We start from the raw sequence: 14,784 nt of genomic DNA, 5'->3' as shown, positions 1-14,784 counted from the left end.
AAGAGAAGACCTTCCAGGGGACGAGGGCTGGGCATTCAAGCGGCAGGAGAGACCGCGGCGTTGTCGGTACGTGACACGGCAGGGGTGCGGGGCAGAATCAGATGGGTCAGGGCCAGGCCGGCCAGGCTCAGCACGGCTCCGGCCAGTCCGGTCCAGCGCAGCGCGCCCGCGGCCACAAGGAGCCCGCCGAGGGCGGAGCCGACGGCGGCCCCGAGGTTGAACGCGCCGACGTTGACGGAGACCGCCAGGGTCGGGGCCGACCCGGCGTGTGCAGGATCAGGCCCTGCAGGGGGAGCGATGGTGGAGGTGGCGAGCAGGCCAAGGACGAGGACGGCGAGGACGACGGTGGGCTGCCAGACGGCGGCGAACGGCATGGCCGCCAGCACGCCGGTCAGGCCGCCGAACACGCCGCGCACGGTCGCTGACATGGACTTGTCGGTCAGCTTGCCGGCAGCCAGGTTGCCCACGAAGCTGCCGACCCCGTACGCGAGCAGCAGGGCGGAGACGGCGACCGGGGAGAACCCCGCGACGCGGGTGAGCAGCGGCGCGATGTAGGTGAACACCACGGCGACGCCGGAGAAGCCGACCGCGGTAGTGGCGATCGCCAGTAGCACCGGCTTGCGGGTCACCACCAGCAACTCGTCGCGCAAGCTCGTAGCCGCCGTCCGCTGCCTGGGCAGCACCACCGCCAGCAACGCGACGGCGGCCAGGGTGAGCGCGGTGAGCACCGCGAACGGGGCGCGCCACCCAGCGGCATGCCCCAGCAGCGAGCCCAATGGCACCCCGAGCCGCCTGCCCGGCGGTGCCCTGCGAGATCTGAAGATCCGCGCCCACCTCTATGTGAGAGTCAAGCGGCGTTGCCCGCCGCCGAAGCATCCCTGAGCACGTGCGGATCGGCGAACTTTCCCGCAGGACCGGCGTACATGAACGGCCGCTGCGCTACTACGAGGAACAGCGCCTGCTCCGGCCCGAGCGGCGCCCAGCGGCTACCGCGAATACAGCGAGGCGGACGTGGACACCGTGCGCCGCGTCCGCAGCCTGCTCGCCGCCGGCCTGAACACCGCCACCATCGCGACGGTCCTGCCCTGCCTGCGCGACGAGGACGAGCGCCTGGTGCCAACCTGTTCCGACCTTCTCGCCGACCTGCAAATCTCCCGGGCCGCGCTCGACGCCGTCATCGCCGCCGCCCCCGCCGACGTCGCCGAACGCGCGACCGGCGGAGCGACGGCTGCCGCCTCCACACGGTGACTGCCACACCTGCCCCGGGCGCGCGCGGGCATCAGTCGAACAATTCCTCGACGCGGGAGGCGGTCACGGCCCGGTCCAGCCAAGTCCCCAGCACGTCCAGATCCGTGCACGACTGGATGCGCTCACGGGTCTCGGCGGTCACCTCAAGCCCCCGAAGGCTCAGGATCCGCAGAACGTCTTCTGCAGCCCTTTCAGCCCGCACCTGCGCGAAGGCTCGCTGGGCGTGCTGGGAGCGGAAGAAGTTGAGCAGCGCGGACATCAGGTCCCTCCAAAGTTCTCGTACCGAGGTGTCTCCCAGCCCGGCTTCGACTAGTTCGGCGTAGACGGTTGCCTGGTCGGGGTCGATTTTGTCGAGCGTGCTCGCCAGCGCCTTCAGTATGGCATCGGCGTTTGCGCTCTTACTGTGTGTAATCGCAGAGAAGGCGGCGATCGGGATATCGCGGGCCACTTCCTTCTCATCCGTGATCACGGGCGTGTTGCCAGGTCCGAGCACGAGCGGACGGACGGTCAGGGACGGGTGGCTCGGTAAGCCCAGCGTGATGGGCCGGGCGGCCCAGCGGGCGGTGGCCTCATCGGAGCAGAGCACGACCAGCACCGGCTGGTGGCGGAACTTCGCGTGCAGGTACGAGAGGTAGTACGCCCAGGCCGCCGGCTTGTCCGGGTCCCTTCTGCCCTGCGACTCGATGGCGAACAGATACGTGCCGTGCTTCTCGGTCTCGACCTGGAGCAGCGTGTCCACGCGTCTTTCGACCGGCGCGATCTCGGTGAGGTCCGGACTGACGACGAACGTCTTGCTCGTGTCCGGGAACGGGATCCCGAGGAGTTTCCGGAGCGCCCGGACGACCGCGCCGGTGTCTTCCTGGAATATCCGGTGGAGGGCTTCGTGTGAGGAACTGACCATGCGCTGAACGCTAGAGACGCTCAGGCACGTACCGGGGGCAATTGCCCGACCATACCCTCGATCGCGTGAAGAGGGCCCGTGCGTTGACGCTCACGAAGACGCCAGCACCTCCGCCTCCTTCTCCGGCGCAAGGCCGACCGCCGACCGGTCCGGGCGCTGCGGGGCGCGGCCGCCCAAGCCACGCAGCCAGGTCCACGTGTCGGTCACCGTGTCCGCGATGGGGCGGCAGCGCAGGCCCGCCGCGACCGCCTTCGAGACGTCGGCGGCGTGCAGCGTGTCGTACAGCTCGCCCGGGGGGAGCCAGATCGGGAGGTCGGTCCAGGGGGCGATGTCGGCGGCCAGGATGCGGTCCGGGTCGGTCCAGCGCAGGTCGGCGGTCGAGCCGGTGGTGCGTACGCAGGTGTCCAGGAGTTCGCCCATCGTGGTGTGGCCCTGCGGGCTGACCAGATTGTACGGACCGCCGAGGCCGCGCTCGGCGGCGTCCAGGAGCCAGGCGGCCAGGTCGCGGGCGTCGATGTACTGCAACGGGAGGTCGCGCGGGCCGGGGGCGAGGACCGGGCCACCGCGGGCGATGCGGGTCAGCCACCAGGGCAGGCGGCCGATGTTCTCGTACGGGCCGAGGATCAGCCCGGCCCGGGCCAGCAGTGCGCGGTCGCCGAAGGCGGAGAGCGCGGCGAGTTCGCCGCCCCGCTTGGCGCGGGCGTAGTCGGCGTCGTCACCGTCGTCGGGGGACGCCTCCACCACCGGGCCGTCCTCGGCGAGTCCGGCCGGGGCCGGGTAGGCGTAGACGGAGCGGCTGGAGACGTACGCGTAGTGGCGGGCGCGCCCGGCGAGAAGTCTGGCCGCGTCGCGGACGGCCGAGGGGGCGCCGGACCAGGTGTCCACGACGGCGTCCCACGCGCCGTGTTCGAGGGCGGCGAGCCCGCCCGGCGCGGTGCGGTCGCCGTGCAGCGCGGTGACTCCCGGCGGCGCGGCGTGCCGTCCGCGGTGGAACACCGTGACCTGCCAGCCGCGGGCCAGGGCCGCCTCGGCGACCGCGCGCCCCACGAATTCCGTACCGCCCAGCAGCAGAAGTCTCATGACGAAGACTCTGCCCGCTCGGGGCAACGCGCGTCCGGTGCATTAGCCCTCAGCAGATTTCGCGCCATGATGGTGCGCATGATCCTCCGCCAGCTACGTGACACCGAGGAGGACGCCGAGGCGGTGAGGACCGTGGCCTCGGCCGCCTTCGACACCTCGCGCGCCCTGCGGGGCGAACCGGCGGCCGACTGGCCGCCCGACCGGCTCGCCCGCGTCGACAGCCGCAATCGCCATCTGGCGCGGACCGATCCGGGCGGCTGCTGGCTCGCCGTGGACGATGTCGGGATGCCGGTCGGCACGGTGCTGTCCACGCGCCGCGAAGGCACCTGGGGGCTCGCGCTGTTCGCCGTGCTGCCCCGGGCCCAGCGGCGCGGGATCGGCCGGGAGCTGATGGCCGCGGCGCTGCTGTACGGACGGGCCTGTCTGCGCGGGATCATCTGCGGGTCCCGCGATCCGCGCGCGGCGGCCACCTACCGGCGGGCGGGCTTCACGCTGCATCCGTCGATGCGGCTGCGCGGCACCGTCGACAAGGAGCTGAAGACCCGGCTGCCCCCGCTCGACGGCGCCGTCCACGAGGGCACGGAGCGGCACCGGGACCTGATGGACTCCGTCGACCGCCGTACCCGCGGCGGGGCACACGGCCCCGACCACGAGGAGATGCTGCGGCACTCGCGGCTGCTGGTCGTCGACGACCTGGCCGGGAGCGGCTACTGCTACGTCGGGGCTGACGGGGACATCGAACTGCTCGCCGCGACCTCCCGCCGCATCGCCGGGCGGCTGCTGACCGCCGCCCTGCTCAGCGTCCCGGCGGGCACCGAGGTGGCGGTGGAGAACCTGACGGCCGAGCAGGAGTGGGCGGTGGACGTGGGGCTCGCGGCGGGTCTTGAGCTGTCCAACGCGGGCTATGTCTGCCTGCGCGGTATGCGGCCGCCGTCCCCGTACATCCCCTCCGGCGCGTTCCTCTGACGACGCGCGTTCCTGTGACGACAACGCGGACGGGCCGCACCCCGGTGTGGGGTGCGGCCCGTCCGTGACGCGCAGGCGCCTTACTTGCGGATCAGCGAGCGCAGCACGTACTGCATGATGCCGCCGTTGCGGTAGTAGTCCGCCTCGCCGGGGGTGTCGATGCGCACCTTGGCGTCGAACTCGACGTCGCCCGCCTTGACCTTCACCGTCTCCGGGATGCCGCCCTCGTTGAGCGCGGTGACGCCGGTGATGTCGAAGGTCTCCTCGCCGGTCAGGCCCAGCGACAGCGCCGAGGCGCCCTCGGGGAACTGGAGCGGGAGGACGCCCATGCCGATGAGGTTCGAGCGGTGGATGCGCTCGTACGACTCGGCGATGACGGCCTTGACGCCGAGCAGCGCGGTGCCCTTGGCGGCCCAGTCGCGGGACGAGCCGGAGCCGTACTCCTTGCCCGCCAGGATGACCAGCGGGGTGCCGGCCGCCTGGTAGTTCTGCGAGGCGTCGTAGATGAAGGAGACCGGCCCGCCGTCCTGGGTGAAGTCGCGGGTGTAGCCGCCCTCGGTGCCGGGCGCGATCTGGTTGCGCAGCCGGATGTTGGCGAAGGTGCCGCGGATCATGACCTCGTGGTTGCCTCGGCGGGAGCCGTAGGAGTTGAAGTCACGACGCTCGACACCGTGCTCGGTGAGGTACTTGCCCGCCGGGGTGTCGGCCTTGATCGCACCGGCCGGGGAGATGTGGTCGGTGGTGACCGAGTCTCCCAGCTTGGCCAGGACGCGGGCGCCGGTGACGTCCTCGACCGGGGCCGGGTCCATGGTCAGGCCCTCGAAGTACGGGGGCTTGCGGACGTAGGTGGACTCGGTGTCCCACTCGAAGGTGTTGCCGGTCGGCACGGGCAGCGCCTGCCACTGGGCGTCACCGGCGAAGACGTCCTGGTAGGACTTGTTGAACATGTCCTCGCCGATGGCGTTGGCCACCACGTCGTTGACCTCGGCCTCGGTCGGCCAGATGTCCGCGAGGAAGACCGGCTTGCCCTCCTGGTCGGTGCCCAGCGCGTCCGTGGTGATGTTCACCTTCATCGAACCGGCGATGGCGTACGCGACGACCAGCGGCGGGGACGCCAGGTAGTTCATCTTGACGTCGGGGTTGATCCGGCCCTCGAAGTTCCGGTTGCCGGAGAGCACCGAGGTGACGGCGAGGTCGGCCTCGTTGACGGCCTTGGAGACCTCGTCCGGCAGCGGGCCGGAGTTGCCGATGCAGGTGGTGCAGCCGTAGCCGACGAGGTTGAAGCCGACCTTGTCGAGGTAGGGGGTCAGGCCCGCCTTGTCGAAGTAGTCGGTGACGACCTTCGAGCCCGGGGCCAGGGTGGTCTTGACCCACGGCTTGCGGGTCAGGCCCTTCTCGACCGCCTTCTTGGCCACCAGGGCGGCGGCGACCATGACGTACGGGTTCGAGGTGTTGGTGCAGGAGGTGATCGCGGCGACGGTGACGGCGCCGTGGTCGATCTCGTACGTGGACCCGTCGGGGGCGGTGACCTGGGTGGGCTTGGTCGGCACGCCGTTGGAGACGGCCGGGGCGTCGGAGGCCGGGAAGGACTCCTTGCCCGCCTCGTCCTCCTCCGCGTCCTGGACGTAGTTGCGGACGTCCTGGGCGAACTGCTGCGCGGCCTCGGCCAGCACGATGCGGTCCTGCGGACGCTTGGGACCGGCGATCGACGGGACGACCGTGGAGAGGTCCAGCTCCAGCTTCTCGGAGAAGTCCGGCTCGGCGGCCGGGTCGAGCCACAGGCCCTGCTCCTTGGCGTACGCCTCGACGAGCGCGACCTGCTGGTCGGAGCGGCCGGTGAGCTTGAGGTAGTTCAGGGTCTCGTCGTCGATCGGGAAGATCGCGGCGGTGGAGCCGAACTCCGGCGACATGTTGCCGATGGTGGCGCGGTTGGCGAGCGAGGTGGCGGCGACGCCCTCGCCGTAGAACTCGACGAACTTGCCGACGACACCGTGCTTGCGCAGCATCTCGGTGATGGTCAGCACGAGGTCGGTGGCGGTGGTGCCGGGCTTCAGCTCACCCGTCAGCTTGAAGCCGACGACGCGCGGGATGAGCATCGAGACCGGCTGGCCGAGCATCGCGGCCTCGGCCTCGATGCCGCCGACGCCCCAGCCGAGCACGCCGAGGCCGTTGACCATGGTGGTGTGCGAGTCGGTGCCCACGAGGGTGTCCGGGTACGCCTGGCCACCCCGGACCATGACCGTACGGGCCAGGTGCTCGATGTTCACCTGGTGGACGATGCCGGTGCCGGGCGGGACGACCTTGAACTCGTCGAACGCGGTCTGGCCCCAGCGCAGGAACTGGTAGCGCTCCTTGTTGCGGCCGTACTCCAGCTCGACGTTCTGGCCAAAGGCGTCCTTGGTACCGAACTTGTCGGCGATCACGGAGTGGTCGATGACCAGCTCGGCCGGGGCCAGCGGGTTGATCTTCGCCGGGTCGCCGCCCAGCTCCTTGACGGCCTCGCGCATCGTGGCGAGGTCGACCACGCAGGGCACGCCGGTGAAGTCCTGCATGATCACGCGGGCCGGCGTGAACTGGATCTCCTGGCTCGGCTGGGCCTGGGAGTCCCAGCCACCGAGCGCTCGGATGTGGTCGGCGGTGATATTGGCGCCGTCCTCCGTGCGGAGCAGGTTCTCCAGCAGAACCTTCAGGCTGTAGGGGAGGCGGGCAGCCCCCTCCACCTTGTCCAGCCTGAAGATCTCGTACGACTCGTCGCCCACCTGCAGGGTGCTGCGGGCATCGAAGCTGTTCGCCGACACGACAGTCTCCTTCATGCATGAATTACGCGCGTACCACCGCAATGCTGCCGCGACATGCCCGCGCCGATCCGCTAAGGTAAGGCTAAGTTAGGTCACCCTTACCGGTGCGGCGCGACGGTAGCGCCCGCCGACAGATATCTCGATGTCGAGATAACTCTAATACATGGCCCTCGCGGGGGTCAGCTCAGCCCTGCCACCGGGCGGCGTCATGCCGTGCGGATCGCGGTACCCGGCCTCGGCCCCGATATCCGGCAGGCCCGTGGACGGCCCTGCCGAGCCGCGATACTTGTCCCCATGGATCCGCATCTGCTCCGCACCTTCGTCTCCGTGGCCCACTGCGGCTCCTTCTCCGACGCCGCCCACAGGCTCGGCGCCACGCAGGCGGCCGTCTCCCAGCAGATCGCGACCCTCGAAGCCGATCTGCGCACCCCGCTGCTGACCCGGCGGCCGGTGACGCTCACCACCGCCGGGGCGCGGCTGCTGGAGCACGCGGGTCCGCTGCTGCGGCGGCTGGACGCGGCCCGTGCGGACGTCGAGCGGCTGGCCGGGCCCGCCGCCGCACGGCTGGCGCTCGGCGCCTCACCGCTGGCCATGACGTCCGCGGTCGCCACGGCCCTCGACGAGACGCGCCGCGCCTGCCCCGACGCGGGCGCCGCCGTACGGATCCTCGGCCGCCGGGACCTCCCGGCGGCCGTCGCGACCGGCGCGCTGGACCTGGGGCTGCTCGACGGCCCGGCCGCCCCCGGCGAGCCCCTGCCGCTGCCCGGCGCCGGGCCGCTCACCACGGTCGCGGTCGCGGAGACGCCGCTGGTCGTGGTCCTGCCGCTCGGCCACCCGCTGGCCCGCCGGCTCGGCCTGCGGCTGGCCGACCTCGCCGACGCCCCCTGGCTGGACGCCCCCGACGCCGCGATGCCGCTCGGCGCCCTGCGCACCGCGAGCGGCACCGGCGGCTTCCGCCCCTCGCTGACGTACGAGGGCACGGACGTACGCGCCCTCCTCGCCCTGGCCGCGGCCGGCCACGGCCTGACGCTGCTCCCGCACACGGCCGCCGAGCACGCCCCCGGCATCGCCACGATCCCCCTCACCGCACCCCGCCTGATCCACCGCACCGAACTCCTCCACGGCCCCGCCGTGGACGGCCCGGCCCGCACCCTGGCGGCGGTCCTGACGGGAGACGGTCACCGGTACGGGTGACTGCCGAGGGGATGCGCCCGAGCCGGTCGGGGCGGAGCTTCCGACCCGGCTCAGCCGCCCGCCAGCCGGGACCGCACCAGGGACAGGACCTCCTCGTCCGACAGGCCGAGCGACCTGGCCTCCTCCACCAGGCTCTGGACGCCCTCCAGGAGCCGGGCCCGGGCGGTGGGCTGTTCGCCGGTGACCACGGCGCCGCGGCCTCGGCGGAGGTCGATCAGGGCCTCCTCGCGGAGGCGCTGGTAGCCGCGGAGCACCGTGTGGACGTTGACGCCGAGCGAGTCGGCGAGGGTGCGGGCGGCGGGGAGGCGTTCGCCGGGGCGGAGGGTGCCGTCGGCGATGGCACCGCGGACGGCGGCGGCGATCTGGTCTCCCAGCGGGACCGGGGAGCCGAGGTCGACACGGAAGAGCATGGTCAGCCTTACGTTCCAGGGGCGGGTCGGCCGCGCTCGATGAGGGTGTTGAGCAGGGCCGCCGCGGTGGCGGCGTCGTCCACCGTCACCACGAATTCCTTGCCGGTGACCAGCCGCAGGAACAGCGCGTCGCCCGAGCGCAGCACCAGGGCCCTGCGGCCCGGCTGGAGGCGGTAACCCCAGCCGCCGAGGCCGAGGGCATCGGCCTGGCGGCTGGTGGCCTTCTCGATCCGCTCCAGCGGTATCCGCAGCCGCGGGCGCGGCGCGAACCACGGCGCGACGGACAGGCCGCGCCGGTCAGCGACGACCCGGCAGCGGCACGGCGCCACCGAGATCAGCCCGGCGGCGGTCAGCACCGCTCCCGCCGTCACGTCCGTTGCCACGGTGAGCACCACGCCCAGCAGGGTGCAGCCCGCTCCCACGACCGCCAGCACGGGCGATCCGACGCTGTGCGTCCAGACGGCGGCCTCGCCCTCGGCGAGCGGCAGCCGGGGGCCGGCCGCCGCGTCGGGCTCGTCGGCGGGGGCGGCGCCCCGGCCCGCCAGCAGCCATCCCGCCCAGCCGACGGCCCCGGCGACGGCGAACGACACGGCCAGGTGCCACAGGGGGAAGCTCACGTCGGCGGCACGGGCGGCGCCGGCGTTGGCGCCCAGCAGCGCGATGAAGTCGTACGCGAGCATCGCGGCCGTCCCGTACCCCGTGGCGAGCAGCATCCGCCACGCGCCGAACCCCGTACGCCACGAGCGGTGAGCGGCGGCCGCCACGAGGAGGCCGGACAGGAGCAGAAGGGTGGTGACCACCGGGAGGAAGGCACCCAGACCGGTGAATCCGTCGGCCTGCCCGCCGCGGCCGATATGGATGGCGAGCGGATCCGGCAGCCGGTCGCGCAGCACGGCGAAGGCCGCCAGAACAGCAGCCCAGGCCAGCACAAAGGGCAGAGCGACGACAGCGGCGCGCCGCCAGGATCGGTCCACCACAACCTCCCTTGTTCGCGCACTACTAGAACAATGCCCGGCTGGACAGCCGCTACACCTCCGCTTCCCCCGGTCGCATGCGCATCTCATATCTGAGATAGCCTCTTCTGTATGACTGACGACTATCTCTCCCGCATCGGCAAGCTCATCCGTGACGCCCGGCAGCACCGGGGTTGGACCCAGTCACAGCTCGCGGAGGCGCTCGGCACCAGCCAGAGCGCCGTCAACCGCATCGAGCGCGGGAATCAGAACATCAGCCTTGAGATGATCGCCCGTATCGGTGAGGCACTGGACAGCGAAATCGTCTCCCTCGGCTACGCGGGCCCGATGCATCTGCGTGTGGTCGGTGGCCGGCAACTGTCGGGCGCCATCGATGTGAAGACGAGCAAGAACGCGTGCGTCGCGCTGCTGTGCGCCACGCTCCTCAACTCGGGGCGCACGACGCTGCGGAGAGTCGCCAGGATCGAGGAGGTGTACCGCATTCTGGAGGTGCTGGGCAGCATCGGCGTCCGCACCCGCTGGATCAACGACGGGGCCGACCTGGAGATCGTGCCGCCCGCCGAACTGGACCTCGACTCCATGGACACCGAGGCCGCGCGCCGCACCCGCAGCGTGATCATGTTCCTCGGCCCGCTCCTGCACCGGATGGACCGCTTCCGGATCCCCTACGCGGGCGGCTGCGACCTCGGCACCCGCACCGTGCAGCCGCATATGACCGCGCTGCGCCCGTTCGGCCTCGAAGTGACCGCCACCGACGGGATGTACCACGCCCGGGTCGACCGCTCGGTCTCCCCCGGCCGCGCGATCGTGCTGACCGAGCGGGGCGACACGGTCACCGAGAACGCGCTGCTCGCGGCCGCCCGCCACGACGGCGTCACGGTGATCCGCAACGCCTCCTCCAACTACATGGTCCAGGACCTGTGCTTCTTCCTGGAGGAGCTGGGCGTCAAGGTCGAGGGCGTGGGCACCACGACGCTGACCGTCCACGGCGTCACCCACATCGACCGTGACGTCGACTACGCGCCGTCCGAGGACCCGGTGGAGGCGATGAGCCTGCTCGCCGCCGCCGTCGTCACCGAGTCGGAGCTGACGATCCGCCGGGTGCCGGTGGAGTTCCTGGAGATCGAACTGGCCATCCTGGAGGAGATGGGGCTCGACCACGAGCGCACCGCGGAGTACGCGGCGGACAACGGCCGTACCCGGCTGATCGATCTCACGGTCCGGCCGTCGAAGCTCCAGGCGCCCATCGACAAGATCCACCCGATGCCGTTCCCCGGCGTCAACATCGACAACGTGCCCTTCTTCGCCGCCATCGCGGCCGCCGCCCAGGGCTCGACGCTGATTCACGACTGGGTCTACGACAACCGCGCCATCTATCTGACGGAGCTGAACCGGCTCGGCGCCCACGTCAAACTCCTCGACCCGCACCGCGTCCTGGTCGAGGGCCCCACCCGCTGGCGCTCCGCCGAGATGATGTGCCCGCCCGCCCTGCGCCCCGCCGTGGTCGTCCTGCTGGCGATGATGGCCGCGCCCGGCACCTCCGTGCTGCGCAACGTGTACGTGATCAACCGGGGTTACGAGGACCTGGCCGAGCGCCTGAACTCGATCGGCGCCCAGATCGAGACCTTCCGCGACATCTGAACCACGGATGCCGCCACACCCTGCCTGACCAGTATGAATGCGAGACAGGAGGAGGCGTGGCGGCATCCGTGGGACTTCTCTGGGACTGTGGGGCCCACGCGGGGACTTCGGCGACGACCATCCGTGCCGGCACCCGGACGGCCCGAGGCTGCGCAAAGATGGCGGCGGCCAGCGCCGGCCGCGGGACTTTCCGGTGCGGTGGTCGGCTGCGGGCGGTGCGGGTCGGCCGGGTGCCCGTACTCGAAGTGATCATGCGGTGAGCGCCCCGGTACCCAGCAGGCCGAACAGCAGCAGGCCGATGACGACGCGGTAGATGACGAAGGCGTTGAAGGAGTGCTTGGCGACGAATTTCAGCAGCCAGGCGATCGAGGCGTAGGCGACCACGAACGAGACGGCGGTGCCCACCACGACGGGCAGGGCGCCGACCCCGGCGCCGATCGTGTCCTTCAGCTCGTACAGACCCGCGCCGGTCAGCGCCGGGATGCCGAGGAAGAAGGACAAGCGGGTGGCGGCCACTCGGTCCAGGTCGAGGAGGAGCGCGGTGGACATGGTGGCGCCGGAGCGCGAGAAGCCGGGGAAGAGCAGCGCGAGGATCTGCGAGCAGCCGATCAGCATGGCGTCCTTGAAGCTCGTGTCGTCCTCGCCGCGCTTGTGGCGGCCCATCTGGTCGGCCACCCACATCACACCGGATCCGACGACGAGGGAGCCGGCGACCACCCACAGGGACGCGAGTGGTCCCTCGATGAGCGGTTTGGCGGCCAGGCCCACGATCACGATCGGGATGGTGGCGCAGATGACCCACCAGGCGAACTTGTAGTCGTGGAGGTGCCGCTGTTCGCGGTGAGTCAGTCCGCGGCCCCAGGCGGAGAGGATCCGCACGATGTCCTTGAAAAAATACACCAGCACCGCGGCGATCGCCCCGACCTGGATGACGGCGGTGAAGCCGACCACGGAGGGGTTGTCGACCCGGATGCCCATCAGTCCTTCGGTGATCTTCAGGTGGCCGGTGGAGGAGACGGGGAGGAACTCCGTGATGCCTTCGACGATGCCGAGGACGGCCGCCTGACCGATGCTGATGGCACTCATCTGGATCCGTTCTGTCGTGGATGAAGTGGATGAAGTGGGCCGTGCCCGCAGGGGGGAATCAGCGGGGTGCGACCGCGGTCAGGGGCGGGGGGTCAGTGGCTCAGCCGGCGCAGGGTCCGGCCCGCGCGAGTGCGCCAGCGGGCCTTGCGGCGCTGCCAGGCGCGGGAGGAACGTGTGGCGGCGAGGTCGGCGAACAGTTCCTCGTAGGCACGGGCGACATGGGCCGGGTCGAAGCGGCGGGCCGCGGCGCGGGCGGCCTCGCCCATGCGGCGGCGGCCGTGCTCGTCGGCGATCAGGTCGCACAGCGCGGCGGCCAGCGCCTGCCGGTCGCCCATCGGAACCAGGCGGCCGTCGACACCGTCGTTGATGATCTCGGCGGGGCCGAGCGGGCAGTCGGTGGCGACCACCGGTATGCCACAGCGCATCGCCTCGACCAGAGTCATGCCGAAGGATTCCGCGCCGGATGCGGAGGCGACGATCGACGCCTTGGCGAATTCGGCCTCGATCGGGGACACCGCGCCCATCAGCACCGCCCGGTCTCCCAGGCCCTGCTCCTCGATCAGCCTCTGGAGCCGTTCCTTGTCGGTGCCCGCGCCATAAACGCGCAGCGACCAGTCGGGGTACTTGGCGGCGACATCGGTGAATGCCTCGATGAGCAGGTCGAACCGCTTGGCGCGCACCAGGCGTCCGGCCGCGGCGATGACGTGGGCGCTGCCGTCGGCGGGCGGCAGACCCGGGTCGGGCACGCTGTTGGGAATGGCCAGGCCCCGCACGCCCGGCAGCCGCATCTTCGCCCGGTAGACGGCCGCGTCGGCTTCGGTCGTGGTGACCACGGCGTCCAGGTCGCGGTACCGGCGGGCGAGTTGGGCGCGCAGCGCCTTGGTGTGCATGTCGTGGGTGAGGTGTTCTTGTGCGATGCGCAGCGCCCTGGGCGGGGCGAAGCGGGCCAGGTACACGTTGATGCCCGGCCGGGTACCGATGACGACGTCCGCGTCGCAGGTACGCAGGTACTCCTGCGCCCGCTGGTCAGTGAGGCGGCTGTACTGCCCGTACCGCTTCTCGGCGGTGGGGAAGACCTCGGCCGGCTGGTGCAGCAGCGGGTCGGCTGTGTCGGTGGCGTCCGCGCGTATGTCGACCAGGGGCACCACCGCCACCCGCGGGTCGATGACGAACCGCGGGCGGGCGCGGTGGCGCAGCATCGACACGACCGTCACCTCGTGGCGGTCGGCGAGCGCGGCGGCGAGATTGAGCGTGGTACGGATCGTGCCGCCGATCGCGTACACGTTGTGGATCAGGAAGGTGATCTTCACTTGGCGCCTCCCGGTGTCTGCTCCACGGTGGTACGGGCCCGGCGGGCCCTGAGCGCTTCCCGGGCCAGTGGCAGCAGGGAGACGGCGGCGATCACCGCGACCAGGGGGAGCAGGTAGCGGTCGACGTTCGGGATGCTCGCGCCCAGGGCGTAGCCGCCGAGCACCAGGCCCACCGTCCACATCACGCCTCCGGCGACCTGCCACAGTGCGAAGGTCCGGGCGGGCAGGCGGACCATTCCCGCGAGCGGGTTGAGAACGGTCCGCACGACCGGGATGAAGCGGGCGAGCACGATCGCCTTGCCATGTCCGTAGCGGGCGAGCAGTTCCTCCGCGCGCCGCACTCCGTCGCTCAGGTACCGGCCGCGGGTACGGGCCAGCAGGGCCCGCCCGGCGCGGCGGCCGATCACATAGCCGGTGTGGGCGCCGAGCACCGCCCCTGCCGCGGCCGCGAGCAGGACCCCGGGCAGCGACAGACGGACGTCACCGCCCGCGGCCGTGCACAGCAGGCCGGCGGTGAACAACAGGGAGTCGCCGGGCAGGAAGAAGCCGATCAGCAGCCCGGTCTCGGCGAACAGCACCAGGAAGACACCCGCCGTGCCGAACGCTGTCAGCAGTTGGGCGGCGTCCAGCGGGTTGAGGGCCAAAGGCACCGCAGGGTCCTTTCCGGCCGTGCGCCCCCAGGGCAGAGTTCTGCCTGGGCATGAGCGCATGGCACACTTGGGAGACCAGCGACTTTTACACCGGTGTAGGAGTCCTACACGAGTGTAGGAGATGAGGGGAGAGACGCCAAACCCATGGGCACCCGCACGCCTGGACACGGCCCGAAGCGGCCCAACGGTGCACGCGAGGCCGAGATCCTCGAACTGCTGCAGCGGGCCGACGGCGCGCTGACCCCCCGCGAGGTCACCGAACGCCTCGGCAGCGAGCTGGCCTACAACAGCGTGGTGACGATCCTCTCGCGCATGCACACCAAGCAACTGCTCACCCGCACCCCGCGCGGCCGTGCCTACGCTTACGCTCCCGTGACCGACGACCCCGGCTTCGCCGCCCGCCGCATGCGCTCCGTTCTGGAGGAGCGATCCGACCGCCAGGACGTCCTCGCCCGCTTCGCCGACGGCCTGTCCACCACCGACGCGGCCCTGCTGCGCCAACTGCTCGGACCCGACCAGTAGGAAG

At 71.3% G+C, this 14,784-nt stretch carries 13 protein-coding genes and 1 pseudogene; 5 read left to right on the top strand and 9 right to left on the bottom strand.

The features are described from left to right. Nucleotides 1-35 precede the first annotated feature (35 nt). Nucleotides 36-782, bottom strand: a complete 747-nt coding sequence (locus tag ACFZCY_RS22935) for an MFS transporter (protein ID WP_391176178.1) — start codon at nucleotides 780-782, stop codon at nucleotides 36-38. 104 nt (nucleotides 783-886) lie between these two features. Between ACFZCY_RS22935 and ACFZCY_RS22930 the strand changes: the two are divergent. Further along, nucleotides 887-1,248: pseudogene (locus ACFZCY_RS22930) on the top strand (MerR family transcriptional regulator). A 31-nt stretch (nucleotides 1,249-1,279) separates the two neighbouring features. Here the strand turns inward: ACFZCY_RS22930 and ACFZCY_RS22925 are convergent. After that, the gene (locus tag ACFZCY_RS22925; protein WP_391176175.1) at nucleotides 1,280-2,149 is read right to left on the bottom strand and encodes a hypothetical protein; all 870 of its coding nucleotides are present in this window, start codon (nucleotides 2,147-2,149) and stop codon (nucleotides 1,280-1,282) included. Between the two features lie 90 nt (nucleotides 2,150-2,239). Continuing rightward, on the bottom strand, nucleotides 2,240-3,229 hold the full coding sequence (locus tag ACFZCY_RS22920) for an NAD-dependent epimerase/dehydratase family protein (RefSeq protein ID WP_391176172.1): 990 nt from the start codon (nucleotides 3,227-3,229) through the stop codon (nucleotides 2,240-2,242). A 78-nt stretch (nucleotides 3,230-3,307) separates the two neighbouring features. Here ACFZCY_RS22920 and ACFZCY_RS22915 point away from each other — a divergent pair, with 78 nt between their 5' ends. Beyond that, nucleotides 3,308-4,195 (top strand): GNAT family N-acetyltransferase, encoded by an 888-nt coding sequence (locus ACFZCY_RS22915; RefSeq protein ID WP_391176169.1) that lies wholly within the window; start codon nucleotides 3,308-3,310, stop codon nucleotides 4,193-4,195. Between the two features lie 80 nt (nucleotides 4,196-4,275). Here the strand turns inward: ACFZCY_RS22915 and acnA are convergent, their stop codons facing one another. Continuing rightward, nucleotides 4,276-6,993, bottom strand: coding sequence for an aconitate hydratase AcnA (acnA, locus tag ACFZCY_RS22910; RefSeq protein WP_391176166.1), 2,718 nt, complete (start codon nucleotides 6,991-6,993; stop codon nucleotides 4,276-4,278). 294 nt (nucleotides 6,994-7,287) lie between these two features. Between acnA and ACFZCY_RS22905 the strand changes: the two genes are divergently transcribed. Then, complete coding sequence (locus ACFZCY_RS22905; protein ID WP_391176163.1) at nucleotides 7,288-8,187, top strand: LysR substrate-binding domain-containing protein; 900 nt, start codon at nucleotides 7,288-7,290, stop codon at nucleotides 8,185-8,187. A 50-nt stretch (nucleotides 8,188-8,237) separates the two neighbouring features. Here the strand turns inward: ACFZCY_RS22905 and ACFZCY_RS22900 are convergent, their stop codons facing one another. Together ACFZCY_RS22900 and ACFZCY_RS22895 are read right to left on the bottom strand one after the other, a co-directional pair. Beyond that, nucleotides 8,238-8,597 carry a GntR family transcriptional regulator gene (locus tag ACFZCY_RS22900; RefSeq protein ID WP_391176160.1) on the bottom strand — a complete coding sequence of 120 codons (360 nt, stop codon included), beginning with the start codon at nucleotides 8,595-8,597 and terminating at the stop codon, nucleotides 8,238-8,240. A gap of 8 nt (nucleotides 8,598-8,605) precedes the next feature. Further along, a complete protein-coding gene (locus ACFZCY_RS22895; RefSeq protein ID WP_391176157.1) occupies nucleotides 8,606-9,571 on the bottom strand; it encodes a hypothetical protein in 966 nt (321 codons plus the stop codon). A gap of 111 nt (nucleotides 9,572-9,682) precedes the next feature. Between ACFZCY_RS22895 and ACFZCY_RS22890 the strand changes: the two genes are divergently transcribed. Next, nucleotides 9,683-11,212, top strand: coding sequence for a UDP-N-acetylglucosamine 1-carboxyvinyltransferase (locus tag ACFZCY_RS22890; protein WP_055549643.1), 1,530 nt, complete (start codon nucleotides 9,683-9,685; stop codon nucleotides 11,210-11,212). A gap of 249 nt (nucleotides 11,213-11,461) precedes the next feature. Here ACFZCY_RS22890 and ACFZCY_RS22885 read toward each other — a convergent pair whose 3' ends face one another. The 3 genes from ACFZCY_RS22885 to ACFZCY_RS22875 form a co-directional block, all read right to left on the bottom strand. Further along, nucleotides 11,462-12,298, bottom strand: a complete 837-nt coding sequence (locus ACFZCY_RS22885) for an undecaprenyl-diphosphate phosphatase (protein WP_391176153.1) — start codon at nucleotides 12,296-12,298, stop codon at nucleotides 11,462-11,464. A gap of 92 nt (nucleotides 12,299-12,390) precedes the next feature. Then, nucleotides 12,391-13,608, bottom strand: a complete 1,218-nt coding sequence (locus ACFZCY_RS22880; protein ID WP_391176150.1) for a glycosyltransferase — start codon at nucleotides 13,606-13,608, stop codon at nucleotides 12,391-12,393. Next, nucleotides 13,605-14,258 carry a VTT domain-containing protein gene (locus ACFZCY_RS22875; RefSeq protein ID WP_391176148.1) on the bottom strand — a complete coding sequence of 218 codons (654 nt, stop codon included), beginning with the start codon at nucleotides 14,256-14,258 and terminating at the stop codon, nucleotides 13,605-13,607. The genes ACFZCY_RS22880 and ACFZCY_RS22875 overlap by 4 nt, the downstream gene beginning before the upstream one ends. Nucleotides 14,259-14,402: 144 nt before the next feature. Here ACFZCY_RS22875 and ACFZCY_RS22870 point away from each other — a divergent pair, with 144 nt between their 5' ends. Beyond that, a complete protein-coding gene (locus ACFZCY_RS22870) occupies nucleotides 14,403-14,780 on the top strand; it encodes a BlaI/MecI/CopY family transcriptional regulator (RefSeq protein ID WP_391176146.1) in 378 nt (125 codons plus the stop codon). The last annotated feature ends 4 nt before the right edge of the window (nucleotides 14,781-14,784 follow it).

Source organism: Streptomyces sp. NPDC007983 (assembly GCF_042958345.1).
GTDB lineage: Bacteria > Actinomycetota > Actinomycetes > Streptomycetales > Streptomycetaceae > Streptomyces.
This window is presented reverse-complemented; position numbering and strand designations above follow the sequence as displayed.

Coding starts and splice junctions, on each gene's coding strand:
- ACFZCY_RS22925 (WP_391176175.1), bottom strand. CDS start 2,149: ATGGTCAGTTCCTCACACGAAGCCCTCCACCGGATATTCCAGGAAGAC.
- ACFZCY_RS22890 (WP_055549643.1), top strand. CDS start 9,683: ATGACTGACGACTATCTCTCCCGCATCGGCAAGCTCATCCGTGACGCC.
- ACFZCY_RS22915 (WP_391176169.1), top strand. CDS start 3,308: ATGATCCTCCGCCAGCTACGTGACACCGAGGAGGACGCCGAGGCGGTG.
- ACFZCY_RS22870 (WP_391176146.1), top strand. CDS start 14,403: ATGGGCACCCGCACGCCTGGACACGGCCCGAAGCGGCCCAACGGTGCA.
- ACFZCY_RS22920 (WP_391176172.1), bottom strand. CDS start 3,229: ATGAGACTTCTGCTGCTGGGCGGTACGGAATTCGTGGGGCGCGCGGTC.
- ACFZCY_RS22885 (WP_391176153.1), bottom strand. CDS start 12,298: ATGAGTGCCATCAGCATCGGTCAGGCGGCCGTCCTCGGCATCGTCGAA.
- ACFZCY_RS22905 (WP_391176163.1), top strand. CDS start 7,288: ATGGATCCGCATCTGCTCCGCACCTTCGTCTCCGTGGCCCACTGCGGC.
- ACFZCY_RS22900 (WP_391176160.1), bottom strand. CDS start 8,597: ATGCTCTTCCGTGTCGACCTCGGCTCCCCGGTCCCGCTGGGAGACCAG.